19 protein-coding genes are annotated in these 25,881 nt (G+C 63.0%); 12 read left to right on the top strand and 7 right to left on the bottom strand.

Going from position 1 to position 25,881, the window contains the following annotated elements:
- Positions 1-15 precede the first annotated feature (15 nt).
- The 7 genes from G9X68_RS18785 to tssH form a co-directional block, all read right to left on the bottom strand.
- Positions 16-1,539 (bottom strand): PAAR-like domain-containing protein, encoded by a 1,524-nt coding sequence (locus G9X68_RS18785; protein ID WP_171603663.1) that lies wholly within the window; start codon positions 1,537-1,539, stop codon positions 16-18.
- Positions 1,536-2,645: a DUF2169 family type VI secretion system accessory protein gene (locus G9X68_RS18780; protein WP_171603662.1), complete on the bottom strand. Its 1,110-nt coding sequence runs from the start codon at positions 2,643-2,645 to the stop codon at positions 1,536-1,538. Before G9X68_RS18780 ends, G9X68_RS18785 begins: the two co-directional genes overlap by 4 nt.
- 10 nt (positions 2,646-2,655) lie before the next feature.
- Positions 2,656-4,917: a type VI secretion system tip protein TssI/VgrG gene (gene tssI, locus G9X68_RS18775; RefSeq protein WP_171603661.1), complete on the bottom strand. Its 2,262-nt coding sequence runs from the start codon at positions 4,915-4,917 to the stop codon at positions 2,656-2,658.
- A gap of 17 nt (positions 4,918-4,934) precedes the next feature.
- Entirely contained in the window at positions 4,935-5,438 is a 504-nt protein-coding gene (locus G9X68_RS18770; RefSeq protein WP_171603660.1) for a type VI secretion system amidase effector protein Tae4, read from the bottom strand.
- A 12-nt stretch (positions 5,439-5,450) separates the two neighbouring features.
- A complete protein-coding gene (locus tag G9X68_RS18765; RefSeq protein WP_171603659.1) occupies positions 5,451-5,804 on the bottom strand; it encodes a Rap1a/Tai family immunity protein in 354 nt (117 codons plus the stop codon).
- A gap of 172 nt (positions 5,805-5,976) precedes the next feature.
- Positions 5,977-6,453 carry an Hcp family type VI secretion system effector gene (locus tag G9X68_RS18760; RefSeq protein ID WP_003575677.1) on the bottom strand — a complete coding sequence of 159 codons (477 nt, stop codon included), beginning with the start codon at positions 6,451-6,453 and terminating at the stop codon, positions 5,977-5,979.
- Between the two features lie 41 nt (positions 6,454-6,494).
- Entirely contained in the window at positions 6,495-9,269 is a 2,775-nt protein-coding gene (gene tssH, locus G9X68_RS18755; RefSeq protein ID WP_171603658.1) for a type VI secretion system ATPase TssH, read from the bottom strand.
- Positions 9,270-9,499: 230 nt separating this feature from the next.
- Between tssH and tssA the strand changes: the two genes are divergently transcribed.
- The 12 genes from tssA to tssM all read left to right on the top strand — a co-directional run bounded on the left by tssA (position 9,500) and on the right by tssM (position 25,878).
- Positions 9,500-10,576, top strand: coding sequence for a type VI secretion system protein TssA (gene tssA / locus G9X68_RS18750; protein ID WP_171603657.1), 1,077 nt, complete (start codon positions 9,500-9,502; stop codon positions 10,574-10,576).
- Between the two features lie 57 nt (positions 10,577-10,633).
- Positions 10,634-11,158: a type VI secretion system contractile sheath small subunit gene (tssB, locus tag G9X68_RS18745; RefSeq protein WP_171603656.1), complete on the top strand. Its 525-nt coding sequence runs from the start codon at positions 10,634-10,636 to the stop codon at positions 11,156-11,158.
- Between the two features lie 130 nt (positions 11,159-11,288).
- Complete coding sequence (tssC, locus tag G9X68_RS18740; RefSeq protein WP_171603655.1) at positions 11,289-12,770, top strand: type VI secretion system contractile sheath large subunit; 1,482 nt, start codon at positions 11,289-11,291, stop codon at positions 12,768-12,770.
- 76 nt (positions 12,771-12,846) lie between these two features.
- The gene (tssC, locus tag G9X68_RS18735; RefSeq protein ID WP_171603654.1) at positions 12,847-14,235 is read left to right on the top strand and encodes a type VI secretion system contractile sheath large subunit; all 1,389 of its coding nucleotides are present in this window, start codon (positions 12,847-12,849) and stop codon (positions 14,233-14,235) included.
- The gene (locus tag G9X68_RS18730; protein ID WP_171603653.1) at positions 14,232-15,062 is read left to right on the top strand and encodes a type VI secretion system accessory protein TagJ; all 831 of its coding nucleotides are present in this window, start codon (positions 14,232-14,234) and stop codon (positions 15,060-15,062) included. Before tssC (G9X68_RS18735) ends, G9X68_RS18730 begins: the two co-directional genes overlap by 4 nt.
- Complete coding sequence (tssE, locus tag G9X68_RS18725) at positions 15,055-15,564, top strand: type VI secretion system baseplate subunit TssE (RefSeq protein WP_171603652.1); 510 nt, start codon at positions 15,055-15,057, stop codon at positions 15,562-15,564. Before G9X68_RS18730 ends, tssE begins: the two co-directional genes overlap by 8 nt.
- Complete coding sequence (gene tssF, locus G9X68_RS18720) at positions 15,557-17,338, top strand: type VI secretion system baseplate subunit TssF (protein WP_171603651.1); 1,782 nt, start codon at positions 15,557-15,559, stop codon at positions 17,336-17,338. The genes tssE and tssF overlap by 8 nt, the downstream gene beginning before the upstream one ends.
- 20 nt (positions 17,339-17,358) lie before the next feature.
- A complete protein-coding gene (tssG, locus tag G9X68_RS18715; protein WP_171603650.1) occupies positions 17,359-18,360 on the top strand; it encodes a type VI secretion system baseplate subunit TssG in 1,002 nt (333 codons plus the stop codon).
- A gap of 10 nt (positions 18,361-18,370) precedes the next feature.
- Positions 18,371-19,546 (top strand): type VI secretion system-associated FHA domain protein, encoded by a 1,176-nt coding sequence (locus G9X68_RS18710; RefSeq protein ID WP_171603649.1) that lies wholly within the window; start codon positions 18,371-18,373, stop codon positions 19,544-19,546.
- Positions 19,536-20,876 (top strand): type VI secretion system baseplate subunit TssK, encoded by a 1,341-nt coding sequence (gene tssK, locus G9X68_RS18705; protein ID WP_171603648.1) that lies wholly within the window; start codon positions 19,536-19,538, stop codon positions 20,874-20,876. Before G9X68_RS18710 ends, tssK begins: the two co-directional genes overlap by 11 nt.
- Positions 20,873-22,405: a type VI secretion system protein TssL, long form gene (gene tssL / locus G9X68_RS18700; RefSeq protein ID WP_171603647.1), complete on the top strand. Its 1,533-nt coding sequence runs from the start codon at positions 20,873-20,875 to the stop codon at positions 22,403-22,405. Before tssK ends, tssL begins: the two co-directional genes overlap by 4 nt.
- On the top strand, positions 22,402-25,878 hold the full coding sequence (tssM, locus tag G9X68_RS18695; protein WP_171603646.1) for a type VI secretion system membrane subunit TssM: 3,477 nt from the start codon (positions 22,402-22,404) through the stop codon (positions 25,876-25,878). Before tssL ends, tssM begins: the two co-directional genes overlap by 4 nt.
- Positions 25,879-25,881: the final 3 nt, after the last annotated feature.

Genomic DNA, 25,881 nt, shown 5'->3' with positions numbered 1-25,881 from the left:
CTCCTAGTGAGATCGCTAACTGACACCACCACCAGTACTACCCACCTCACAAACCCGGAAGCGAGCATTCATTCTCGGGCAATGATTCTGCTGCAGCAGACGAGCGTGGTCCTCAAGGCGCCGCAAGCGATCTCCTCCCTGTACGCCGCGCCCTTGAGCCCAGAGATTGCCCATAATCCCGTTTTCGCGCTGCGGACCGACACGCGCGAACCTGTCGCCATAGCCACCGGCCACGATATCAAGCTGATGCAGCGCGGCAAGAGGTGTATTGCCATAGGGATTGGGGCCGGATCGAAACCGTGTCCAGACATCGCGATGTGCCTGGCGTGCGGCAGGCGTATTACGAAACGGATCGGTACTTCCCGCGGCAACAACCGCTGCACGATGACCAAGAAATTCTGTCGGCGTCAATGACTGCATTCCCGTCTGCTGCTCCCTCAGCTGACGAGCGAATTCAGCTGGATCGTAGTCGCTGGTTCTAGGCTTGAAGCATATCATGATCCACGGGCAGCGCCGGTTCTCTTCTTCCTCCGTTACCGTCACCGTATCGGGAACAGGGGTCGGCTCTTCCCGAGGTCTCTCTTCAGGTTGCTGGCGTCTGCGACGGGCGTTTTCCGTGCGTTCCGACCGGAACCATTCCTCTATGTCTTCAACATCTACGCCCTGCTCCTCAAGCTCCCTGGCTTTACGGAAAAGCTCGCGTTCGAAATCATCCTGCGGCATTTCATCGTACCACGGCATCGCCGTTGGGCTCGGCCACATACCTTCAATGAAAGCACCGATTCCGGTTGCGATGCGGCCAAATCTGCCAAGCCTACCTACCCATCTGCCAATCTTTATCTTGGGCGTCGGTGGAGGTCTGTTCCACTGCGGGACGTTCGGCCGTATGACCTGTCCCGGCGGCCGCGGCACGGGGGCAGGTCGGACCGGAGTAGGAACCGTTTGAGGCACAGTCGCCGGTGCCGCCTGGGCATACTGCGCACCCATTACGAGCGGCTCCGGCGAGGAATCACTCATGACTTCGCCTTCGCCGCTGCTCCAACGCAGGGATCCCGGAACGGGATCGTCGTCGACAGGGGCAGGAAATGTTTTCGTCCCGCGAACGAAGATCGCCTCGCCCTGGGTATTCTTGTTGTTCATCCAGAAGCGATCGAGATGACGGATCACATGGGATTTCTCCGCCCGCACCTGCGAAGCATATCCGATCGGATCGCATACACCTTCGACGGTCCCTGACTTTATGCCCTTCCTCGTTCCCGGCTTGTCGCCATGAACATGCGTGGTGCAGGAGCGCAACACCATTGCCTTCTTGTCCGTAAAAAGAACGGAGGGCGTATAGTCTTCGTCGTGCCCGCAGTAATCCACGACAGGATAGGGGATAGGCACAACCGACGAACCGACCGGCGTAAGACAGACATCCGGCGATAGTGACACAATACGCGCGTCATCGATATCACGAAGACCTTCCAGCGGCCTGTCCGTCGTCCATGGTGAGGGGTAGTTCGGCTCGCCGATATAGTTGTCGCGCGGTATGCTCATGCCGTTGCTCTCGCGCGATTTTCGTCTGCCTCAGCCTTCAACTTGACCCGGGTCAGCATGAGCCGTGCGTCCGCTGCCTCTGGCAGCGGAAAGCGTACCCGCCAGGTCAACAGCACGCGATCATCGTCTCGCCAGTCGAAATGAACACCGTCAAGCGTCAGCACATGCCAGTCGTCGGTTCCCTGGCACGAATGGTGGACTCCCAGGCTCACCCCAGGCAGCCGCCCCACTGCTTGCGCAAAGCGGGAGTGCAGATCATCCAGCCGGTACTCTTCGTCGCCGTCCAGATGCGGCATAACAACGAGATCCGGATGAGCGCATTGCCAGAAGCGTGCGTCGAAATCCCTAGGCAGAAGCGGGTGGCGCTCGTTGAGCCAAGTATCGTTATAGGTGCCGGCATGTTGCTGGCGGGACCGCCACCAAGGCGACACGAGACCTAGTCCCTGGGGCACGGTTGGCTCGCGCCAGTTCAGCTTCTCGCCAGGCAACGTGATTTGTGGCGCTGCGACAGGCGCGTGATCCCACGGCATGTCGAGATTCACGATGCCGCAACCGAGCGGATTGCGCGCTTCGACATCGGCGGGCGTTTCGTTTTCCGGGTCTCCGGTGCCGGGAATTTGGCCGCCATAAGCCTTGCTCCAGCAAATCGGCACCGAAGACGCCGGTTCGGCTTCGGTCAGTTGCCAATCCGTCAACACTCGCTTTGCTTCCTTTGCCGAGAAGCCCGCCCATTTTTGCTTGACGACGGGGCGCCAGAAGCGCGCGCCATGGACTTCAAGCTTTTTGGAAAACTGCCCGACTTGCAGGCCGATCTGCCACGAAGGTGCTGGAGCGCTGCCCGGCGCATAGGCATTACCGAGAAAAGTGATGTCGGTTCCGACCTTCTCTGGCGTGAGATCGGTCTGACGCAGGAGAGGGCTGGCATGGGGATCGGCGTCATAGGCGTCCTCCCACTGAAAGTCTTCCTGTTTCGAGGCGATGGCGAGCGGATCACCCTGGCGGTGAACGAAAGTGCCACGAACCGACACGACACAATCCAAATCCCCGTTCGCATCAAATTGTCGGAAGGCCATGGCCGGAAAGGGAAGCCGGTTGATCAGTTCCAAGCGAACCTCCTCAGTTCAGATCGATCGGCTTGCCGCGCATCTGGAAGTGTTCGGTGGCGACGAAGTTGAACGTCTTGCCGAGGATGATTACTTCGCCATTGGCCTTCATGATGAATTTGGAATCGCCGCATTCGATGACGAATTCTTCGCCGACCGCGATCTTCTTGAACTTGCCGACGCTCTCCAGTGATGTCTGGCCGACATTGGTCACCTTGCTCATGCCGATCTGCTCAGCGCGGGCGATGCCGATCGTGTCCGATTTGAACGAGCCGACGATGGTGTTCATGATGCCGGGCAGAGGGAAGAGGCCTGAAGCCGCGTCGCCGACACCCGTGCCGGAGCCGGCCAGCGCCGTACCGGCATCGGCGCGCGGGCTTGGTCCCGAGACGACCCCCTCACGGCTGCCAAGACCACCGGCACCTAAGAAACCGAGCGCTGACGACGCAAGCGTACCGGCAAAGGCCGCAAGCCCCGGCCCGCCACCGCCTGCAATCTGGCCGGCCTGCGCCAAGAGCCCCGCCGTATGTCCGGAGAGACCGCTGACCGCCCCCATCAGCGCCATGGCCATCGGCCCCGTGCCACCGACAACGGTGTTCATCGAACCGCCGACTTCATGTTTCTGGTTACCGCCCACCTCGACCGTCCGGTTGGCGCCGATCGCCGAGACCTCGTGACGGTCGACGCGTTTGGTGCGGTCGTTCAGCACGCGCGTCGTCTGGTCCTTCTGCGCATGGAAGAACATGTTTTCGCTGCCGTTCTCATCCTCGAACGTCATCTCGTTGAAGCCGGTACCCTTATGCGTGTTCGACCGCATGACCATGCGTGTCTTGTTGGCCGGCAGGTCGTAGGGGACCGTATTGGAAGGATTGGGGACCACGCCGGTGACCAGCGGCCGGTCGGGGTCGCCGTCGACGAAGGCGACCATCACTTCCATGCCGATGCGCGGAATGACCTGGGCGCCCCAGGTTCCGCCGCCCCATACCTGGCTGACGCGCACCCAGCAGGTGTCGGAACCATCCTTCTTGGCCTTGCGGTCCCAGGGGAACCACAGCTTGATGCGGCCGTACTGGTCGGGATGGATTTCCTCGCCGGAAGGGCCGGCGACGATCGCCACTTGCGTACCCTCGATCCGCGGCCGCTTGGTCTCGCGATGCGGCGTCATCGGTACCCGCGACGGCACCGCCTCGAATGTGTTCGTGTATTCCGGCTCGTTGCTGTTCGTCTCGTAGGAGCGGTCGACGACGGTATGCACCGCCTTGACCACCACGTGCTCCTCATAGACGTGGTCGGGATGGGCGACTTCATAGGGGGTGAAGCGGCGCCCTGCCTCCAGGATGCGGGATGTGGAGCCGCCGAATACGCGGTCGTGATCTGCTTCGGAGGCCTGCATCCTGAGTTTTTCCGCCCGCTCCGCCTCGGCGACGGAAGAAATGCGCGCCGGATATTCGTAAAGCTCGCGCTTCGTCGCCTCCGGCATCTGCACGAGCGACGGCGTCATGGTGCCAGGCACCATGCGCGGCGTCTCGAAGTTCCAGTCGGCGCCTGCCCGCTGGCCCGGCACATAGGAATAGCGCCGGCTCCACTCGGTGATGTGGTTGCGGTCGGCCGAGCCCTGCGCCAGGCGAACCCGCCCTTCGCCCTGCGCCGACGGCGACGGGCCGAGCCAGGATCTCGCACCGTCGGCCACATGCAGCTTGTGTTTGCCGTCCTCATGGGAGAACCAGTAGAATAGCCCGTCCTCCTCGAAACGGCGCGTGAGATAGGCAAGGTCGGTTTCGTTCCACTGCACCGAATAGTGCTGTGGCGGCGGTGGCGTGATCACTCCCGAGGTATCCGGCGCCGGGATGCCGTGCTCGGAAAACAGCGTCTCGACGATATCGACCGAGGTCTTGTCCATCCAGATGCGGCAGTCGGAACGGCGCGACAGCAGCCACATCTGCGGCCTGAGCACCATGGAATAGGATCTGAGGCCGCGGGTGATCGGCGGCCCCTCGTTGAGTTCGGTCACCAAGCCGTTGAACGGCCGGCGCACGCCGCCGCCATCCTCGCCCTGCTGCACCTCGACGGAGACATCCATCAGCCGGCCGATCAGCTCCTCCGGCTTGACCGACGGCTTCTTGGCGCGGGCCGACAGCTTGATTTCAAAGAGCGAGGAAATACCTTCCTCGATCGTCACCCGTTCCGGCAGAAGCTGGTCCTCGCCGAGCGGCGAGACGATCTTCAGAATACGGTTCGCCTGGATGAAATCGGTGGCAGAGGGCTGATCGTTCATGGAGCTGACCTCAGACCTCAGGACGTGCGGCTTGAAAGGAGCGGCCAGAACCAGATCGACTGCGATTGGTAGTAGCAGGAAGAGGCGCACTGAGCCGCGTCGGCAGCCCCGATGACCAGATCGATATGCCCGCCACCCCGGTAGCCGGGTATGCCGTTGAAGGCGGCGACGCCCTTGCGGGCTCCAATACCGGATTGCGCTGTCGCGGAGGTGTAAGACTCGTAGTTGCCGAGATACCGAGAGGTCGCCAAGAGATCGGCGAGCCGGCGCATGGAGACCTCCAGGCCCTTGTTGGCGTGCGGGCCTTTGAGGATATTGTGGGATTTCGGGGAGATATTGATGCCGGACTTCACCAAGGCGAGGCTGACGCGCACGGCGCAGGTATTTGCGTAGAGCGGATTGTTCAGAAGCGCGTCCCAACCGATTTCGCGAAAAAGATCCTGCTGGCTGAGATAGTTCGGCCGGTGAGAGGCACTGCTCGGATAATTGGCGTAGAGGGTATCAAAGGCTACGTTGACCATGTCGGCTCCAAATCATTTTTCTTTGCAGGGGAAGGATTTGCTGAGCGCGGCGGACACAGAGATCGCAGCATTCTGCTGCAGCGCCTCCGGCGCCAGTGTTTGCAGATGGGTGAAGACGCGGTCCGTCAACTCGTGAATGAGGACACCGCCTTCCATGCACCAGGTCTTTCCATCTGTCGCATCGGCAACGCCGGCCACGTAGGCCGCGCCACGCTCGTACGAGATTTGCCGGCGAAGCTCCGGATTCGTGACTTCCGGCGCGGCATCGCCCCTGAGCGCTTCCAGGAGCTGCTGGCTGTTCATCCGCCAGATATCGGGCTGCTGCGCTTGGGCGGGCGCGATGCAGACAAGCAGCAGGATGGCCATGACAGGGCCTGTCCAGCCATCGCGCTTCCACGCATTGCGTAAATTGCGGCCATTGCCGAGCGAAGACGTCATCCACCAGCTCACAAAATCAAAGGGTTCAGATTGCCGACGCGGATTCGCCCCGGCAGACGCCGGCGCCGGCAGGTGCCGACGCCGGAACGCATGGGGTGACTTAAGCGGCCTTGGTGGTCGCCAGATCGTAAGAGGCGATCATCGGCGACTGCGGCGAGTGCTTGTCGTCGTAAGGCGTGTACTTCACTTCCATCTTGGTGAAGTTCAGCTTGATCGTCTCGACCGGGCGGTCGCCGTTGGAATCGATCGAGTAGCTGGCGATCAGCGTGTTCTCGAGCGAATACTCGATGTAGGTGTCACCGGGATTGCCCGTGGTGACGAGATGGATGACGGAGCGCTTGCCGGTGCGGCCCGAGCAGGCCTCCTGGAAGAGCTTGGTCGACGAGGAGTCGCTGACCTTGGTGAGGATGACTTCCGAAACGGTCGGCTCGGAAGCTTCGCGGTTTGCCGCCGAACCGGCGGAGGTGTTCATGTTGCGGGCGACGTTCCAGTGGATGGCTTCGATGTCCATCCACTTGCGATGTTGCTCGTGGGTCGCATCACCCTGGATACCGTCGATCTGAAGATAAATCGGCATGCTGTCAGCTCTCCTATTGGCGGTTGAGTGCCTAGTTGCGTCTAAGGCGTAGTTGCCTTTCTTCTTCCTGCTCCCCGAGTGCGCTTGCGGCTCGGGGTTACTTCATCCGACAACCGGTTTTCCCCCGGCGTGTCGAATTCCTGCGGGGCGGCCTCTTCGGCATTCAGGCCGAAGCCCTGGCCGTCGTAACCGATCGTGATCCCCATAATTTTTTTCCCGGCCGCGACGGCATCGAGGAAAAACGTCGAAAGAACGGGCAGAAGGTCGCGCGCGATCATGACCTCGATGGCGCGAGCGCCCATCTCGCTGGTGCGGGCGCGCGAAATCAACGCGTCGCGGGCTTGCGGCGACAGTGAAAGCGTCGTCCCGTAGGTCGTCCCGATCCGCTCGCGGATGCGGCCGATCTGGATATCGACGATGCCGGAAAGCGTCTCAGTGCCGAGCGGCATGAAGGGCAGCACGGTCGCGCGGCCGAGGAAGGCCGGCTTGAAATGCTTCTGCAACTCCGGCAGCAATAAGCCTTCCAGTGCATCCGCCTCCGGCATCGTCTCGGGATCGGCGGCAAGGGCCGCGATCATCTCCGAACCGGTATTCGCCGTCATGACGATGGTGGTGTTCCTGAAATCGATGTCCCGGCCTTCGCCGTCGCGCAGCGTTCCCTTGTCGAACACCTGGTAGAAGATTTCCTGAACACCCGGATGCGCCTTGTCGATCTCGTCGAGCAGCAGCACGCCATAGGGCCTGCGCCTCACCGCTTCGGTGAGCACGCCGCCTTCGCCGTAACCGACATAACCGGGCGGCGAGCCGAGGAGCATGGAAATCTTATGCTCCTCCTTGAACTCGGACATGTTGATGGTCGTGAGGTACCGGCTGCCGCCATAGAGCATGTCGGCGAGCGAAAGCGCAGTTTCGGTCTTGCCGGTGCCGGACATGCCGACCAGCAGGAAGACGGCCGGCGGCCGGCGCGGATCGGAAAGGCCGGCGCGGGCCGCCCGCATGGCCGAAGCGATCCGCTCGATCGCCGCATCCTGACCAAGCACCCGCTCCTTCAGCCGGGCATCGAGCGTCTTGACCGTCTCGATCTGGTCCGACAGCAGCTTGCCGACCGGAATTCCGGTCCAGCGGGCAACGACGGCGGCAACGATCTCCTTGTCGACGACGCGCGGCAGGAGCGGCGTTTGATCCGCGACTGTCGCCAGGCTCCGCTCCGTCGCCGCAAGCGCCGCGCGTGCGCTCTCGGCAGTCATGGTCTGCGATGGGAAAGGCGCTACATTCGTGCCGTCGCCCGTATTGTCGGCCGGCGCCAGCGGGACGACGGCGTCGTCGGGCGAGAAAAACTCCTCCAGCCGGTCGGCCTCCCGGACGAGCCGGTTTTCTTCATCGAATTTCGACCGGAGCGCCTCGATCTCCAACGCGATCTGCTGCTGCTTCGCTGCGATTTCGCCAAGCCGGGCGCGCTTTTCCGGCGTCTCCGGTTCGCGTGCAAGCCAGTTCGCCTCGGTTTCCAGAAGATCGCGCTCGTCGGCGAGCAGCTTCAGAGCTTCCGGCGTCGTCTGGCGTGCAAGCGCAACCGCCGCGGCAGCCGTGTCGATCAGGCTGATCGCCTTGTCGGGAAGCTGCCGGTCCGGCAGATATCTCGCCGAAAGCCGGACGGCGGCGACGATCGCCTCGTCCCGGATGCGGACCTTGTGATGGGTTTTCAGGCCTTCCGCCACGCCGCGCAGCATGCGGATTGCGGCTTCTTCGTCCGGCTCGCGGACATGCACGGTCTGGAATCGGCGAGTAAGTGCGGCATCCTTTTCGATGAAGCGCTTGTATTCGCCCCAGGTCGTTGCCGCGATCGTGCGCAGTTCACCGCGCGCCAAAGCGGGCTTCAGGATATTGGCGGCATCACCTTTTCCCGCCTGCCCGCCGGCGCCGATCAGCCCATGCGCCTCGTCTATGAACAGAATGATCGGTTCGGGCGAGGTCTTCACTGCATCGACTACGCCATGCAGACGCCGTTCGAACTCGCCTTTGACGCCGGCGCCTGCCTGCAAGAGGCTCAGGTCCAAGAGCAGCAGCTTCACGTCCTTCAACCGGGCCGGCACGTTACCGGCGGCGATCTCCAGCGCCAATGCTTCCGCCACCGCGGTCTTGCCGACACCCGCCTCGCCGACGAGGATCGGATTGTTCTGCCGCCGGCGCATCAGGATATCGATCAACTGTCGCAGTTCACCATCGCGACCGATGACCGGGTCGGTTCGGCCCGCACGGGCATCCGCGGTCATGTCATGGGTGTAGAGCCGCAGGAATTCATTGTCCCCCGAGACGTTCGCAGACGAGGCGGCGGGCATAGAAAGCTCACCCGACGGGCCCGTCGCCGCCGTCTCCAGCAACTTCTCGAGCGTCGCTCTGTCGAGATTGCGTATCGACGGGGCAATGCCCCGCATCACGGCCCGCAATGCCGGCTCATTGATCAGCGCGGCAAGCAGATCGGCCAGCTGCACGACATTCCGCCCGCACTGCAGCGATGCAACCAGAAAGGATTCCCGCCCGAGGGCAAGCAGGTTCGGGGAGAGCGCGAGCGAGGCGCCATCCTCCCGCGGGATGTCGGCGATTGCCGCGTCGAGCTCGGTTCGCAGCATCTCCGAGGAGAGCTTGAGCTCTTCGAAAACGGCAGAAAATCCTGCGATATCAAGAAGGGAGCGAAGCCAGTGCGCGATATCGACCACGGCATGCTGATGCCGCACGGCAAGCGAAGCCGCTGTCTCAAGACCGACACGTAAATTGGGCTCAAGCGTTCTAATCAGACGATTGAGATCGATATGGGGCATCCGCCAGTCCTGTCTTTACGTCGAAATTCAGTACGCTCTCCCGATGCGAAGAAACAACTAGGGCGCTCATAAACCCTTGTCCAGAAGAAAAACGACTCTATTTTGAAAAATGAGCATATCGAAAGTCGTCATAAATCAGTCATCATCCTTCTGTGGTTGACAAGCCAATATGAGCCGCCCAAAATAGCCATTCTCGGCAGTATTCTCTGCATTTTTAGGAATTTAACCGCGTGAACGTTAGAGAAATTATAGATCCACTTGAAAAAGATCGCCCGTGCGGAGAAAACGTGCGGATTAATACTGTATCACGCGAAATATACTATAAGATTAAAGACGCGAGAAACGCCGCTCGTACAGCCGAACGTAGTATTATCCCAGGTGAGACTATTGCGATTGCACCTGCCTGGCATGATGTTAGCAATCTTGGATTGCAGATCCTTTCTTCCAGAAGCAAGGACATCGAAGTATTGGCATGGCTCGCAGAGGCGCAGTTGCGGCTGCGGGGGTTCTCAGGATTGCATGACGTCTACGTCGCAACCGTGTCGCTTTTGGACAAGTATTTCGACGCTTTGCATTCGATCGGAGATAGTGATTTCGAGGAACGGTTCGCGCCCTTCGCGGGCCTGAACGGTGTTGGCGGCGAAGGAACGCTCATCCAGGCTATTCGTTTGACATCGTTGATCCCGGGCGGAAAGTTCGCCCAGTTTTCGCTTTGGGATTTCCAGCTTTCGCAGCGGCCGAACGAAACCGAACGGCGCAAGGAATTGCAGCAGGCGGCGGCGGAAGCCGGTGTCGCTCAGATGTCAGCCTATCTCGGCGTGCTGACCGGGTGCATCGCCGCATTCGATCGCATGGTCGAAATACTTGACGAACACTGCGGCGACCAGGCGCCACCGAGTTCGAATACACGCAATGTGTTGCAGGAGGCGGCATCCGCAATCCGGATGCTCGCTGGCATCGAAGCGCCGACCGAAGCGCCCTTGGCCGCTCCGCAAGCCCTTGCCTCGCAAAGATCCGAGCCACTGCCGGCGAGCGAAACCGACGTGTCCGAGGCCATCGGCCTGCAGCCTGTCAGTGCCGAGCCGATTCGTTCGCGGGAAGAGGCCTTCGAACTTCTGATCGCCGTTGCGCGCTATTTCCGCCGCACGGAGCCCCATTCACCGATCTCCATGTCGATCGAGACGCTGGTGCGTCGCGGCCGCATGGATTTTTTCGAGCTTCTTGCCGAGCTCCTGCCCGAACAGCAGACGCGCAACGCGGTGCTGACGGCAGCCGGCATCCAGCCCGTAGCCGACAAGGGAGGCTAACGGCACGCCGCAGCATCCTCAATGGACAATCCGCCGATAGGACGAAGGAGAATCTCGATGGCAAGTGTGCATGAGAAACTGGAACGGGTTCGCAAACCGCGAGTCCACATCAAATACGAAGTGGAAACCGAAGGCGCGATGGTGGTGAAGGAACTGCCCTTCGTCGTCGGCGTGCTCGGCGACTTCTCCGGAAATCCCACGCAGCAGCTCAAGCCTTTCGGCGAGCGCAAGTTCGTACAGGTCGACCGCGACAACTTCGACGACGTCATGCGCCGCATGACGCCGGGCCTTACCATTTCGGTCGAGAACACCCTCGAGAAAAACGGAACCGAGCTTCCCGTTTCGCTGAAATTCGAAAGCATGGCCGATTTCGAACCCGGCGCGGTCGTCGATCAGGTGCCGGCGCTGAAGGCCCTGCTCAACGCGCGCAACCAGCTGCGCGACCTGATGAGCAAGGCGGACCGCTCCGAAGAGCTCGAGCGCCTGCTCGAGGACATCCTGCAGAACAAGGCCGATCTTTCGCAGCTGGTCGCCCAGCTTAGCGGCGACAAAGCCGAAGAGGCGAAGGACGCATTGAACTGAGTGCCTGGGATCGCGGACCGATCGCGGCCCGCGCGCTCCATTCCTGAAGAGTCGTTGTCCGGCAGCGGCCCCTTTCGAAGGGAACCCCTCATGCTTCGAGGGCCGCCGCTTTCGCAAAAAGGATCGATAGATGACCGCCGAAACGCAATTGCAAACAAAGGAAGACGTAGGCTTCGCGCCTGATGAGAACCTGCTCTCGAAGGTCGTTGCGGCAACCCGCCAGACCGAGCCCGACCGTGCCCAGGACCTTCTGCGCACCCTTACCGATCAAGCCCTGAAGGGCACCGTCACCTATGATCGCAACCTGACGATCACCTTGAACAATGCCATTGCCGAAATCGACAAGGCGATATCAAGCCAGCTCGCCGCCATCATGCAGTCGCCTGAGTTCACCAAGCTCGAAGGCGCCTGGCGCGGCCTGAACTATCTTGTCAAGAACAGCGAGACCAGCGCCAATCTGAAGATCCGCGTGCTCAATGCATCCAAGCGCGATGTCGCCAAGGATCTGGCAAAGGCCGTCGAATTCGACCAGTCGCGGCTCTTCAAGTCGGTCTATGAAGACGAGTTCGGCACGCCGGGCGGCGAACCGATGGGCGCACTGATCGGCGATTTCGAATTCGACAATTCCTTCGACGACGTCCAGCTGCTGCAGGGCATCTCGATGATTGCCGCAGCCGCCTTCGCGCCGTTCATCTCGGCCGCCAGCCCGCGCATGTTCGGCTTCGAGGATTTCCGGGAGCTCGCAAAACCCCGCGATCTCGAGAAGATCTTCGAGACGGTGGAATACGCCAAGTGGCGGAGCCTGCGCGAGAGCGATGATTCCCGCTTCGTGACGCTCGCCATGCCACGTGTGCTCGCCCGCATGCCCTATGGCCCGAAGACCAGCCCGATCGAGGAGTTCAACTTCGACGAAACCGGCGGTTCCAAGACCGGCGAGCTGTCGCACGGTTCCTACTGCTGGATGAACGCAGCCTATGTGATGGGTACGCGTCTCACCGAGGCCTTCGCCAAGAACGGCTGGTGCACCGCCATTCGCGGGGCGGAAAACGGCGGCAAGGTCGAAGGGCTGCCGATGCACATCTTCTCGAGCGACGACGGCGATCTGGATCTGAAATGCCCGACGGAAGTCGGTATCACCGATCGCCGCGACGCCGAACTCGGCAAGCTCGGCTTCCTGCCGCTCTGCCATTACAAGAATACGGACTATGCCGTGTTCTTCGGCGCGCAGACCGCGCACAAGCCGAAGCTCTACGACCGGCCCGAGGCGACTGCCAATGCCGCCGTTTCAGCCCGTCTGCCCTATATGATGGCGACCTCGCGCTTCGCCCATTATCTCAAGGTCATGGGCCGCGATAAGATCGGCTCCTTCATGGAAGCGGAGGATTGCGAGGCCTGGCTCAATCGCTGGATCTCCAACTATGTCAACGCCAATGACGACGCCGGCGAAGAGTCGCGGGCGAAATATCCGCTGCGGGAAGCAAAAGTCACCGTACAGGAAATCCCCGGCAGGCCAGGCGCCTACAACGCCGTGGCCTGGATGCGCCCGTGGCTGCAGATGGAGGAATTGACCACCTCGCTGCGCATGGTCGCCCGGATTCCCTCGAAGAACTGATGAAAGCAGGGTTAGGCGCGGCGGCTTGCCGCCGCGCAACCATCCTTGCGTTCGAAACATTTGTGTCAGGTTGACGATGGGTTCCAGCACCGAATGGCGGCGCCGGGCGGATCAGCTGATTACGCTGATCGACGAAGCGCTGAACAGGCAAGTCAATGCCATCCTCCACCATCCCGATTTTCAGGCGATGGAGGCGAGATGGCGTGGCCTTGCCATGCTCGTGCGCGAGGCTAGCCGCAGCGGCGAGGTCAAGGTCAAGCTTCTCGGCGTCAGCTGGAGCGAGCTCACACGCAGCATGGAGCGCGCCAGCGACTTCGACCAAAGCCACCTCTTCGAACTGATCTACAGCCGCGAGTTCGGCATGCCGGGCGGCGAACCCTTCGGTCTGCTGGTCGGCGATTATTATCTTTCTCCGGCCGATCCGGCCGGCGGCGATCCGGTCAGCACGCTGTCGCAGATCGGCATGGTGGCAGCCGCCGCCTTCTGCCCCTTCGTCGCAGGCGCCTCACCGCTGGCAATCGGGCTTGAAGACTTTCACGAGCTGAACCGGGTCAACGACTTTTCCTGGCTTGCCAATGAGACGGCCCGCATCCGCTGGAACGGTCTCCGCGCGCGTGAGGATTCGCGTTTCCTCGGACTTGTCGCCCCGCGCATCCTGATGCGCTCGCCGCTCACGCCTCATGCACGCAATCGCAATGACGGCTTTCCCTTCCGCGAAAGCATTGCTAGCGACGGCAGTTCGCTTCTCTGGGGCAACGCCGCTTTCGCTTTTGCGACCGTCGTCATCCGAAATTTTGTCGATTCCGGATGGTTCGCGGATATCCGCGGCGTCATGCAGGACGCTATCGACGGTGGCCTGCTGAGTGCAGCGGAACTGCCGCCCTACGATTTCGGCACCGAAAGCAACGGACTATCAGCCCAGGCACCGGTGGAAATCCACCTGACCAGCGGCCAGGAGCAGCAGCTCTGCGAGCTCGGCATCATCCCTGCCGCGACCACCTATCTCTCCTCTTCGGCGATTTTCAATTCCAACCAGTCGCTGCATGCGCCGCCGCACTATTCCAACGAACATGCACGCCAGAACGCCCGCCTCGCCGCCATGCTGCAATATGTGCTCTGCGCGTCGCGCTTCTCGCACTATCTCAAGGTCATCATGCGCGACGAAATCGGCCAGCTTGCCGATGCGATCTCGATCGAGCGGAAGCTCGCGGACTGGCTGACCGCCTATACGCTCGGCAACGACGATGCCGACATCGCGCTGCGTACCCGCTTTCCCCTGCGCTCGGCCGGCATCGGCGTCGCCGAGATTCCGGGCAAGCCCGGCAGTTTCTCGTGCACGGTCAGGCTGCAGCCGCATTTCCAGCTCGATGACGTTGCCACGAGCTTCCATCTCATCGCCGAGACCGCGACCACGGGCCAGATCCTGAGCCGCCCCGTTGCCATACCCGAGAGGATGTCCGCATGACGCTTTCCGCCAGCATCGCCCAATCGCTCAGTGACAACGCCCTCGATGACGCGATCGAGGAGGTCAAGGCTCATCTGAAGGTCAAGCCCTCGGATCAGGAGGCGCGGCATCTCTATATCGATCTTCTCGTGCTTGCCGGCGATTACCAGCGGGCGGACAATCAGTGCAGCCTTGCTGCCACCCTCTCACCCGACGCGACGATGGGCTTCGCCTTGCTGCGCAACGAGCTTCGGGCGATGGCGGCGCGCGACGCCTGGTTCGAAAGCGGCGCCCTGCCGGAATTTCCACAGGGGCCGAGCGAACTCGACAAGCTCGCCGTCCGCCTCGGCATCGCCCATCGCGGCGGGGATGCGGATGAGGCGAGGACCACGCTCGATGCGCTCGAGAAGCTGAGGGGCGAACGTCCGTTGATCTGGAACGGCAAGGCGGTCTCCGACTTCCGCGACCTCGACGACCGGACACCGCATGCCCTGGAAGTCATCATGACCGGCGGCGGCTATCTGTGGATCGATTTTTCCAAGATCGCAGCCCTCTCGATAGAGCCGATTGCCCGTCCGCGCGATCTGGCCTTCCGCCGCGCCGAGCTGTCGCTCATCGACGGCGCAGCCGCGTCGGTCCTTCTGCCGGCGGTCTATCATGGCACCGGCCAGGATGCGACACTCAGGCTTGGCCGTGAGACCGAATGGATCGAGGAACCCACAGGCATCACCACCGGCCGCGGCCAGCGCTGCTACCTCGCCGGCGACGAACTGGTTTCCTTCCATGACACCCAAAGTCTGGAGATCGTGCCGGCAACGGCTGCTGGCAGGCAGGTTGCGCATGGTTGATCCCCTCGAACGCTACCGGCTGCGCGACCGCGTCCTTGCCCGCTCGATCCTCGACAGGTTGATCGACGAGGCTCCGGATCGCGCCGTCGATCCGCCGATGAGCTTCGTCGATCAGGTCCGCGACGTCAGGGAGGCTATCCGCCGCGATCTCGAAGCGCTGCTCAACACGCGGCGCTGCCCGGCAACGCCACCGGCGGCACTTTCCGAACTCAAGGACGCCCTGGTGAGCTATGGCGTCGACGGCATCGTCTCCGCAAATCTGATGACCGACCAAGCCAAGCTCAAGCTTGCCGAAGTGATCGAACGGCGGATCGCGCTGTTCGAGACACGGCTCGCCGATGTGAGGGTGACGATCCTGAAAAGCCGGACGATGACCGAACGGGCGCTGCGCATGCGCATCCAGGCGACCTTCCGCCTGCATGAAGGCATGCCGCCGATCAGCTTCGAGTCGACCATCGATCCCTCGACCCAGCGCTTCCTCGTGGAGGCGGCGCATGGCTGAAGGTTTCCTGCACCGTTACAATGAGGAATTGCTGGCGCTCCGCCGCCGGGCCGCACGCTTTGCCGATGCCTTCCCGAAGATCGCCGGCCGCCTGCGCATGACCGGCGACGTCGCCGACGATCCGCATGTGGAGCGCCTGATCCAGAGTTTTGCTTATTCGGCCGCCCGCGTCCGCCAGAAGCTGGACGACGAGTTTCCCGAGCTGACCGACGGCCTCCTCGAAACGCTCTACCCCCATTATCTGGCGCCGCTGCCCTCGATGAGCATCGTCAAGTTCCGGCCGAGTGATACGCTCGCCTCGGTCCAGACCGTGCCGCGCCATACGGAAGTCCTGGCCGAGCCGGTGAGAGGGGAAGCTTGCCGCTTCCGCACCACCCAGGATGTCGAGATCGCGCCGATCGAAATCACCGGTGCTAATCTCTCCGGCCAGCCGATCAATGCGCCGCTTTCGCCCTATGCCGGCGTTGCCGGTTGCCTCAGGCTGTCCATCCGCTCTCTCGATGCTCGAAAGCCTGTCGGCAGCCTTTGCATGAGCCGACTGCGCCTGCACATTCCGTCCCCCTGGCAGCAGGCGGTGGCGATCTACGAACTGCTTGCCAATCACACGCTCGGCATCGCCCTTGCCAAACATGCGGACGACCGATCGCCGGTCTTCCTGCCGGCTGGGAACCTCAAACCGGTCGGCTTCGAGCCCGAAGAGGCCATGCTGCCCTACCCGGCCCCAAGCTTCACCGGCTACCGGCTGCTGACCGAATTCTTCGCCCTGCCCAGGAAGTTTCTCTTTCTCGACATCGAAGGGCTCGATGCCTGGACGGGCGAGACACTGGAGCTCTTCATCTATCTCAAGGAAAGCGACGCCAAGCTGGAGCGCGCGGTGTCGGTCCGCGACTTCGCGCTCAACGCAACGCCTATCGTCAATCTCTTCCGTCAGGTCTGCGAGCCGATCGCCATCGACGGCACCCGCACGGAATACCGTCTCCTGCCCGATGCGCGGCGCCAGAAGACCCGAGAGATCTATTCGATCGATCGCGTTCTGTTGACCGGATCGCGCGGCCAGGAAGAATTCTGCCAGCCGTTCTTCGGACGGTCGCAACGGGCAGGCACGAGCGCGACCTACTGGCAGGCCTATCGCCGTTTCGATGAAGACGACAGGACCAGCGACATGGACATCGCCTTCGTCGACAGGCAGCGCCGCTCTTCAGGCCCCGTCGATGCGGTCGCAAGCGTCGATACGCTCTGCCTCAACCGCGACCTGCCGGAACAGCTTCCCTTCGGCGGAGGCCATCCATTCCTGCAGCTCGCTTCCGGCCATGAGGCTGTCGCCAGCGTCGAAGCCCTGATCCCGCCGACGCCGTCGGTCAGGATGAACGATCAGGAAGGGCGGAACTGGCGGCTGATGTCGCATCTCATCCTCAACCACCTGTCACTCTTCGACAATGACGGTGCGGCGCTGAAGGATATCCTGTCGCTCTACGCCTTCCGGGATAGCCCCGAGACCAAACAATTCGTCGATGCGCTCGTCAGGATCAAGGCCACCAATTCGACCGCCCGCCTCGGCAGCGGCGGCATGGTGCCCGGCACCGAGATCGCGCTTGAATTCGATCCGGCAGCCATCGACCGCCCCTCGGCCTTCCTGTTCGGAAGCGTGCTCGACCGTTTCTTCAGTCTCTATACCTCGGTCAACAGCTTCACCCGGCTCGTGATCGGCATGAAGGGGCAATCGAGGCCGATCGCCCGCTGGCCGGCACGCGCCGCCGAACGCCCGCTGCTCTAAGGAAGGACCGCTCTTAAATCATGGATCTCCCTGTCGCCCGCAAACCAGACGCCCTTGCCGATCTGCTCGAACGCGACCCCGGCCGCTTCGAGCCGGTGACGGCCTTTCGCGTCGCGCAGGTTTCGGTGGGGGAAGGACGGCTGGATGTCGCCTCGCATGTCGGCGTCTCGCCGGCGCCTCTTGCCGTCAGCGGATACAAGCGCAAGGGCGGTCGTGCTACCGTCCGCAGTGCGCTTGCCGGCCTCGTCGGGGCGCTCGGCTCGATGCCGTCGGCCTATAACGATCTCGTCATGCGCGAGGAGCGCAACCGGTCGCGAGCGCTGGCGGGCTTCTTCGACATGTTTAGCGCGCGGATGGCGGAACTCTTCGCCGACGCCTGCGAGAAATACCGCATCGCCCGGCGGCTGCGATGGGGCGGCAGATGGGCAAACAACGCCTTCGTCACCACGCTCCTGTCACTCACGGGCTTCGGCACCAAGCCTCTCGTCGAGAAGAGCGGCGTCGACGAGGAGCTGATCCTGCGTTTCTCGGGCTTCTTTGCCGCGCGCAACCGCAATGCCGTCAATCTCCGCGCCATGCTGCGTGAATTCAGCGGCCTGCCGGTAGAGATCGAATTGTTCCGCGGCCGCTGGCTGACCATCCCGGTGGAGGAGCGCAGCCGTATGGGCCAGCCCCAAGGCGTCCAGCTTGGCGTCAATGCGACGGCAGGTGCGGCGATCCACGATTTCAGCGGCGGCTTTCGCATCGTCATCGGTCCGCTCGGCTATGCCGACTACCTCTCGCTCGCCCCGGGCGGCCGCGCCATCACCGAGCTCTTCGCCCTGACGCGGCTCTATGTCGGCGCGGCGCTCGAATTCGACATACAGGCGATCCTGAAGAAGGAGGACGTTCCCTTCTGCCAGCTCGGACAGGCGGGCGATCCGCCGCGCTTGGGTTGGAACAGCTGGGCGAGGGTCGCGCCGGCGGCAAAGGACAGCGGCGATGCGGTGATCGTCGAACGCCTCTCGGTCCAGGCGCGGTGAGGAGGCGAGGATGCGGCTTGAACTGAAAGAGATCACCAGCGACGCGGCGGCGTCAGGCCGGCCGAAATGGTTCTTCGAACGTGGCCGGCGAACGCTCGGCCGGGCGCCGGATTGCGACTGGCGGCTGCCGGAGGATCGGCGCTCCGTTTCCAAGCTCCATTGCATCATCGAGCGTGACCGCGAAGGCTTCGTGCTGCGCGACCAGAGCGCAAACGGCTCCCGGGTCGACGGCGTCGCCGTGCATGAAGGCCAGATCGTTCGGCTTTCCGACAGGTCGCGGCTGGAAATGGGCGGACTTGCCTTTTCCGTCCACATATCAGGCGACAAGGACCGAGAGATCGAGGATCCCGATGCCGGTCTCTTGCTGAGCGACGAACCGCTGACCATTTCCGCAATCCTGGCCGATATCGCTCCGGGCGGTCACACCGCAAACGGCATCCTTGGCGAGCGTGCGGTCGATGATTGGGGCCTTCCAGAAAGGGCCGGGAACAAGGGAGCGGCCTCATCCCGCAGTGTCGAGATCGGCTGGAGCGGCCCTCCGGAGATCCGTTCAGCCACCCAGCTTCTACCGGAAGACTGGAATGCGGAAGAGACCGAATACGGCAGCCATCTGGAACACGGGTCCGCCACCCATGTCGCCGTACCGATCGCCCAGAGCCGAGCCGCGCCGGTGATCGAGATCGTCAACGACAACGACCCGCAGCCCGAAGCCGAGGAATTTCCATCGTTGACGATCGGCCGGTTCGAAGCCTTCGCGGATCGGCTGGAGCCGCTGCTCGGCCGTCTCGAGGAGGCTGTCGAGAACAACTATGCCGTTTTCGAGATGCATGCGCCGTCCTTCGACAGGCAGCCGGACTTCCTCGCCGGCGGCACGGAGGAGGCGCTGCTTGCCCGCATCGAGGCGCTGCTCGGGCAGCAGCTTACGCTTAATTCCGCGCTCGAGGCTCTCGTTCAGGCAGCGGGCCAGTTGGAGCCGCGCAGCCTGGAAGCGCGTGTCGAGACGGGCGCCTGGCGCCGGGACGGGAATTACTGGCGGGCTTACCGGACGCAATTCGAAAAAGACGGCAAAAGCCGGTCGATTCAGGACTTCTTTCGCGATGCCATGACCGGCGCGATGAACGGCAGAGACGCAGGGCCTCGTCCGCAAGACGGGCAGGAAGGAAAAGACGCGCATCATGAGGAATGAGAACCGGGTGGCCTGGAGCGAAGGCATGTTCCTTCGCGTGCAGCATTTTCAGCAGGCGGACCGCTGGACCGAGCGGCTCGTGCGCACCGCGACGCACGGCCTGTCGCCCTATCCCTGGGGGGTGGCGGAGATCGGCATCGACCGCGGCGCATTGGCAATCGGTCAATTCGCGCTGTCGAACCTGCGCGGCGTATTGCCTGATGGAACGCCGTTCGAAGCCCCCATCGATACCGATCTGCCGCCGCCGCTCGATCTCGACGAGAACACCAAGAATACGATCGTCTATCTGGCGCTTCCCGCCCGCCAGCCGGGCAAGGCCGATGTGGCGCTGAACGGCGGTGCCGCACGCAACAGCGTCCGGCTCGTAGCCTCGCCCTATGAAGCGCCCGATGCCAATGTCGAGACCGACTTCATGGCGCCGATCGATGTCGGTCGCCTCAGCCTGCGGTATCTGAAGACCGGCGACGAACTCGCCGGCTACGAGCTCATCGGACTTGCCCGTATCATCGAGGTGCGTTCCGACCGGGCGGTGATCCTCGATCCGGACTATATCGTGCCGAGCCTCAACTGCACGGCGGCGGGACGGCTGAACGAATTGATCACCGAACTGCTCGGCATCGTGCGCCACCGCGCGGAGGCCATCGCCGAACGGATCGGCGATCCTACCATTCGAGGGACCGCTGAGGTCGGCGACTATCTGCTGCTGCAGATCCTCAATCGCGCCGATCCGATGCTGAAACACATTTCGGCCAATGCGACGCGGATCCACCCGATCATCTTTTATGAGAACTGCATCCAGCTTGCCGGCGAGCTCGCCACCTTCACGACCGAGCGCAAGCGCGCCAGTGACTTCCCGGCCTACCGGCACGAGGACCTGAAGGCGACGTTCGCGGCCGTCTTCGACGATCTGCGCGCCTCGCTGTCGTCCGTGCTCGAACAGGCAGCCGTGGCGATCGAGCTGGCCGAACGGCGGCATGGCGTTAGGATCGGCACGATCAACGACCGTTCGCTGCTGAGGGATGCCGGCTTCGTGCTGGCGGTCCGGGCCGAGATGCCGGCCGAAGACGTGCGCCGCAAGCTGCCGGCGCAGATCAAGATCGGCCCGGTCGAGCGCATCGCCGACCTCGTCAACGTCGCGCTGCCAGGCATTCCCGTCCGGCCGCTGCCGGTGCTGCCGCGCCAGCTCCCCTATCGCTCTGGCACCATCTATTTCGAACTCGACACCAAGAACCCGCTTTGGAAACAACTCGACACTTCGGGCGCCATCGCCGTGCATCTCGCCGGCGATTTTCCCGGGCTCGAAATAGAACTGTGGGCCCTTAGAGAATGAAGACCGAACCCGCCTCCACCTGGCAGAACCTGCCGACCATCGTCGAACTCACCGAGGACGGCGCGAAAAAGAAGCAATCCGCCCGCAAGATGGCGGAGATGCTGGATGACGTCCTCGACTTTCCCGAAAGCGAGGGCGCAAAGGCGCCGGCGGGATCGCTTCCGAAGGGTGCCGCGTCCGTCGAAACGCTCGTCCGGGATTTTCGCTTCGGGGCCGAAGACGTGCCGACGCTGGTGCGCTCGGCCGCACCGCTGCTCAACCTTGCCCATGCCCTGCGCTACACCGAAGAACAACCTGATATCGACGAGCTGCGCCAGGTGGCGATCGAAGCTGTCGGCCGCTACGAACGCGATCTGGCGAGCGCCCGCATCAGCCCCGAACGCGCACGCGCCGCCCACTACGTCGTCTGCGCGACGGTCGACGATGTCGTGCTCAGCAAGGCCTGGGGCGTTCGTGCTGGCTGGGCCCGCTCGGGGCTTGTTTCCACCTTCCATATGGACGTGACCGGCGGCGAACGGGTGTTCGACCTGCTCGACCATTTCCACCAGAGCCCCGGCGCCAACAAGGACCTGCTTCTCCTCATCTATCTCTGCCTGTCGCTTGCCTTCGAGGGCCGTACCCGCGTCTCGCCGCGCGGCGGGTTGGAGCTTGGGCGCATCCGCGACAGTCTCTATAAGACGCTGCTTGGCCAATACGGCGTCTTCGAACGAGAGCTTTCCCCGCATTGGAAGGGCGTTTCGGCCCGGCATCAGCCGTTGCGCACTGCGGCGGCGATCTGGACACTTCTTTCCCTTCTGACGCTGATCCTGGCGCTCGGTTACATGTTCTTCACGCTCTCGCTCAATCGCGCCTCCGACGGAACCTTCGAGCGGCTCGCCAGGCTGCCGCCGCGCGATATGCCGAGTGTACTGGTCAAGGTACCGGAGCCTCCTCGGCAGCCGCCGCCTGTTGTCGTCGCCGAAACGCCGCCACCGCCCCCACCGCCGCAAGTGAAACCGCCGAGCCGGCTCGACAATCTGCTCGCCTTCCTCCAGCCGGAGGTCGAGAAGAAGCTGGTCACGCTTTCGGATTCGAATGGCAGGCTGCTGGTGCGCATCAGTAATTCCGGCCTGTTTGCCACCGGCAGTGCGGAGGTCAGCCAGAGATTCCACGACCTCCTCCAGCGGATCGGCGGCGCGCTGGCCGCAGAGAACTTCCGCGCCGTGGTGGTGGGCTATACCGACAATGTGCCGATCCGCACCGTGCAGTTCCCCTCCAACTGGCACCTTTCCGAAGCCCGCGCCAAGGCGGTCGGCGAAATCCTCAGTTCATTCACCGGGCCAGGTGCGATCCTGACCGAGGGGCGTGCAGACACCGATCCGATCGCCGGCAACGATACGCTGGAGGGCCGGGAGATGAACCGCCGCACCGAGATCCTGGTCCTGACCGATCCGAGCGAACGGTTGAACGATGCAGGCTTGACGACACCGCGTCAGACCGACATGCCGGATGAACCGACGGCGCCTGCCGCAGGAGGTGGTTCGCGATGAACCCGCTCAGTTATTTCTATACGCTCCGCTCCTATGTGGAGGCCTATGCCGGCCTCATCGGCCGCCGCTTCATCTCGATCATCTGGGTGGCGGCAATCTGTGTCGTCATCTGGTTCTACGGCTATCTCGCCGCCTATGGCGACTTCAAGCCGCTGGCGAGCGCCAGCGCGCGGCTGACGCTGATCGGCATCATCCTCGTCGCCTGGCTTACTTACCTCGTCTTCACGACCATCCGCGACCGCCGCCGCGACAAGCAGCTCGTCGATGGTATCGAGCGGGACGCGGAAGCGGAAGCCGCGGCCAGCCAGCAGGCTGAGGTCGGCGAGATCCACGGCCGGCTCAAGGAAGCGCTGCAACTGCTCCGCCGCATTACCAAAAAGCGCTTCGGCTATATCTACGAGCTGCCGTGGTATGTCATCTTCGGCGCGCCGGGTTCCGGCAAGACGACGGCGCTCAGCAATTCCGGCCTCAAGTTCCCGCTCGGCGATGCGCTCGGCAGCAATTCGGTGCAGGGGATAGGCGGCACGCGCAACTGCAACTGGTGGTTCACCGACGAGGCCATCCTCATCGATACGGCCGGGCGCTATACGACGCAGGACGATCTGAACGGCACCGCCAAGGCCGGCTGGGAAGGCTTTCTCGGCCTGCTGCGCAAATACCGCCGTTCGCAGCCGATCAACGGGGCGCTGGTGACGCTGTCGATCGGCGATCTCCTGACGCGCGATCCCGAAGCCCAGCGCGAGGAGATCAGGGCGATCCGCCAGCGGCTGTCCGAACTCGACGAACTCCTGCATGCGCGCGTGCCGGTCTATCTGCTTTTGACCAAGGCCGATCTCCTGACCGGCTTCGTGGAGTTCTTCGACGGCTTCAACAAAAGCGACCGCGAACAGGTCTGGGGCACGACGTTCGGGCTCGACGAGAGCTATAAGGCGGCGAACCTGCCGGAACGCTTCATGGAGGAATTCACCTTGCTGCAGCAGCGCGTCGACGCCATGCTGATCGAACGCCTGCAGCAGGAGCCCAATCCGGAATTGCGCGGCCGCATCTTCCGCTTCCCGGCCGAGCTCACCTCTTTGAAGGAGCGTCTGCACGAGGTCGTCACCGAGCTTTGCTCAGGTTCGAAGCTGGTGGAGGCGCCGCTGCTGCGCGGCATCTATTTCGCCTCCGGCACCCAGAGGGAGGAGACCGTCGCCGTTCCCCGCATGCGGCGCAGCTATTTCCTCTCGCGCCTCTTCAAGGAGGTGATCTTCGGCGAGGCCTCGCTGGTTGCCCGCGACAAGCGGCTTTCGGGGCGGCAGCTGCTCTTCCGCCGCGCGGCCTATGCCGCCACGGTCCTGCTGCTTGCCGTGGTGCTGACCAGCTGGACGGCCACCTACATCCAGAACACCACGGCACTGGCCGGCGCAGAAAGACGTATAGACGCCTACGAACAACTGGTGCGTGGCGTTCCGGTTCGTGACGTGTCGGATGCGGATTTTCTGCGCATCCTGCCAGCGCTCGACAATCTCGCCGCCGTCACCACCGACTTCGGCAAGACCCGCGTCTGGCCGATAAGCCTCGGCCTCGACCAGGAAGGCAAGGTCGCCAGCCGGCAGCGCGAGGCCTATCAGCGGGCGCTGAACACACTGCTCCTGCCGCGCATGCTGGTGCAGCTCCAGAAGGAGATGGCCGAGACCACCGACGTCACCCGGACCTTCGACGCGCTGAAACTCTACGGCATGCTCGGCGGTCTCGGCCCTGTGAATGCGGACTTTGCCTCGCTTGAGGCGGAGGACATGTTCACGAGGCTCTATCCCGACGAAGGCAGGGCCGCGGCCCGGCAGGCGCTGATCACCCATGCCGATGTCATGGCGCGCGGCGCTCTGCCACCGATCGAGCTGGACAAGGCGCTGATCGCCAAGGCGCGCGAGGTCATCCGTTCGCAGAACATCGCCAGCCGCGCCTATGACATCCTGGCGGGATATCGCGAGTCCCGCGCGCTTCCGGCCTGGAGCCCGGCAGGCGCGCTGGGGCCGCTTGGCGAACAGGCTTTCGAGCGGAAGTCGAAGGCGCCGCTCAACGAAGGCATTCCCGGCCTTTTCTCGGCGACCGGTTACCGCACCGGCGTTCTGCCTGGGATCACCGACGCCGCGCGCGAGGCGCTCGACGAACAATGGGTCCGCGGCGATCCCAATCCTGCCGGCGTCACGGTCGATACGGTCGCCCAGGCGACGCTGCAACTTTATTTCGACATGTTCGAGCAGCGCTGGTCGACGATCCTCACCGATATCAGGGTGAAGCCCTCCCAGACGATCGGCGATGCGGCGGAAACCACCCGCATCCTGGCGGGCAAGCCCGGTCCGGTCGAGACGATCACCAAATCGATCGTCGCCGCCACCGATCTGCGCCCGCCCGGGGCAGAAATCGCCTCGGCCGCCGGCGACAGCCTGCCAACCTCGACCACGGCGCTCGCGAGCGCAGCGAACGCGCCCGATCCCTTCGGCCGCCTACGCGACGCGCTGAAGGCGCCGGCCGGCCAGTCTCCGCTTCCCGACCAGTCGAAGGATGCGCCGCGGTCGGAGATCGGCCAGCTCGAGCCGATCCTGCAGAGGGTCCAGGAGCAGCTTTCGCGCGCCACGACGTCGACCGCCGAAGTCGCGAAAGTCTTCGACGTCGATAGCCAGCTCACCGACGCCAACCAGGACCTGTTGCAGCAGGCCCGCAAGCTGCCGGCACCCGTCGATACATGGATGGCGGGGCTGGCTGCGGATGTCGGATCGCTGGCCGTCAAATCGGCCCGTTCGCGCATCAGCGATGCCTGGGCCGCCGAAGGCGCCGGCTTCTGCTCGAATGTCGTCGCCGGTCGTTATCCCTTCGACCGGAAATCTCCGCGCGACGTGGCGATGAGCGATTTCGTGCGACTCTTCGGACCGGAGGGACTGTTCAAGACCTTCTTCAAGGAAAAGCTCGAAGCCTTCGTCGACACCAGCGCCTCGCCATGGGGCTGGAAAGGCACGTTCGGAGCAGCCAGCATCCCAAGTGCGGCGATCGCCCAGTTCGAGAATGCCGACAAGATCAACCGCGCCTTCTTCCCGGCCGGCAGCGAGAACCCGTCGATATCCATCAACGTCAAGCCGGTATCGCTGACCGAGGCGGCCAGCGCCGTGATGCTGGAGATCGAAGGCGAACGCGTGGTCTACTTCCATGGTCCGATCCAATCGAAATCGATCACCTGGCCGTCGACCGAAGCCAGCAACGTTTCGCGCCTCGCCTTCCAGCCGGGCGGCTGGCAACAGGCACTGACGGAGAACGGCGACTGGTCGCCCTTCCGACTCTTCGACGATGCCGACCTCGCGATACAAGGCGACGACCTCTTCCGGGCAAAATTCGAGCAGAACGGTCAGACGGCGGAGTTCGACGTGCAGTTCGGTTCGGTGCTCAATCCATTCCGGCTGGAGGCGCTCGGCGCCTTCTCATGCCCGGCGCAATTCTGACCG

Origin of the sequence: Rhizobium changzhiense (genome assembly GCF_013087625.1) — a bacterium.
Lineage (GTDB): Bacteria > Pseudomonadota > Alphaproteobacteria > Rhizobiales > Rhizobiaceae > Rhizobium > Rhizobium sophorae.
The sequence above is the reverse complement of the archived record's forward strand: the minus strand, read 5'-3'. Positions and strand labels throughout refer to the sequence as shown.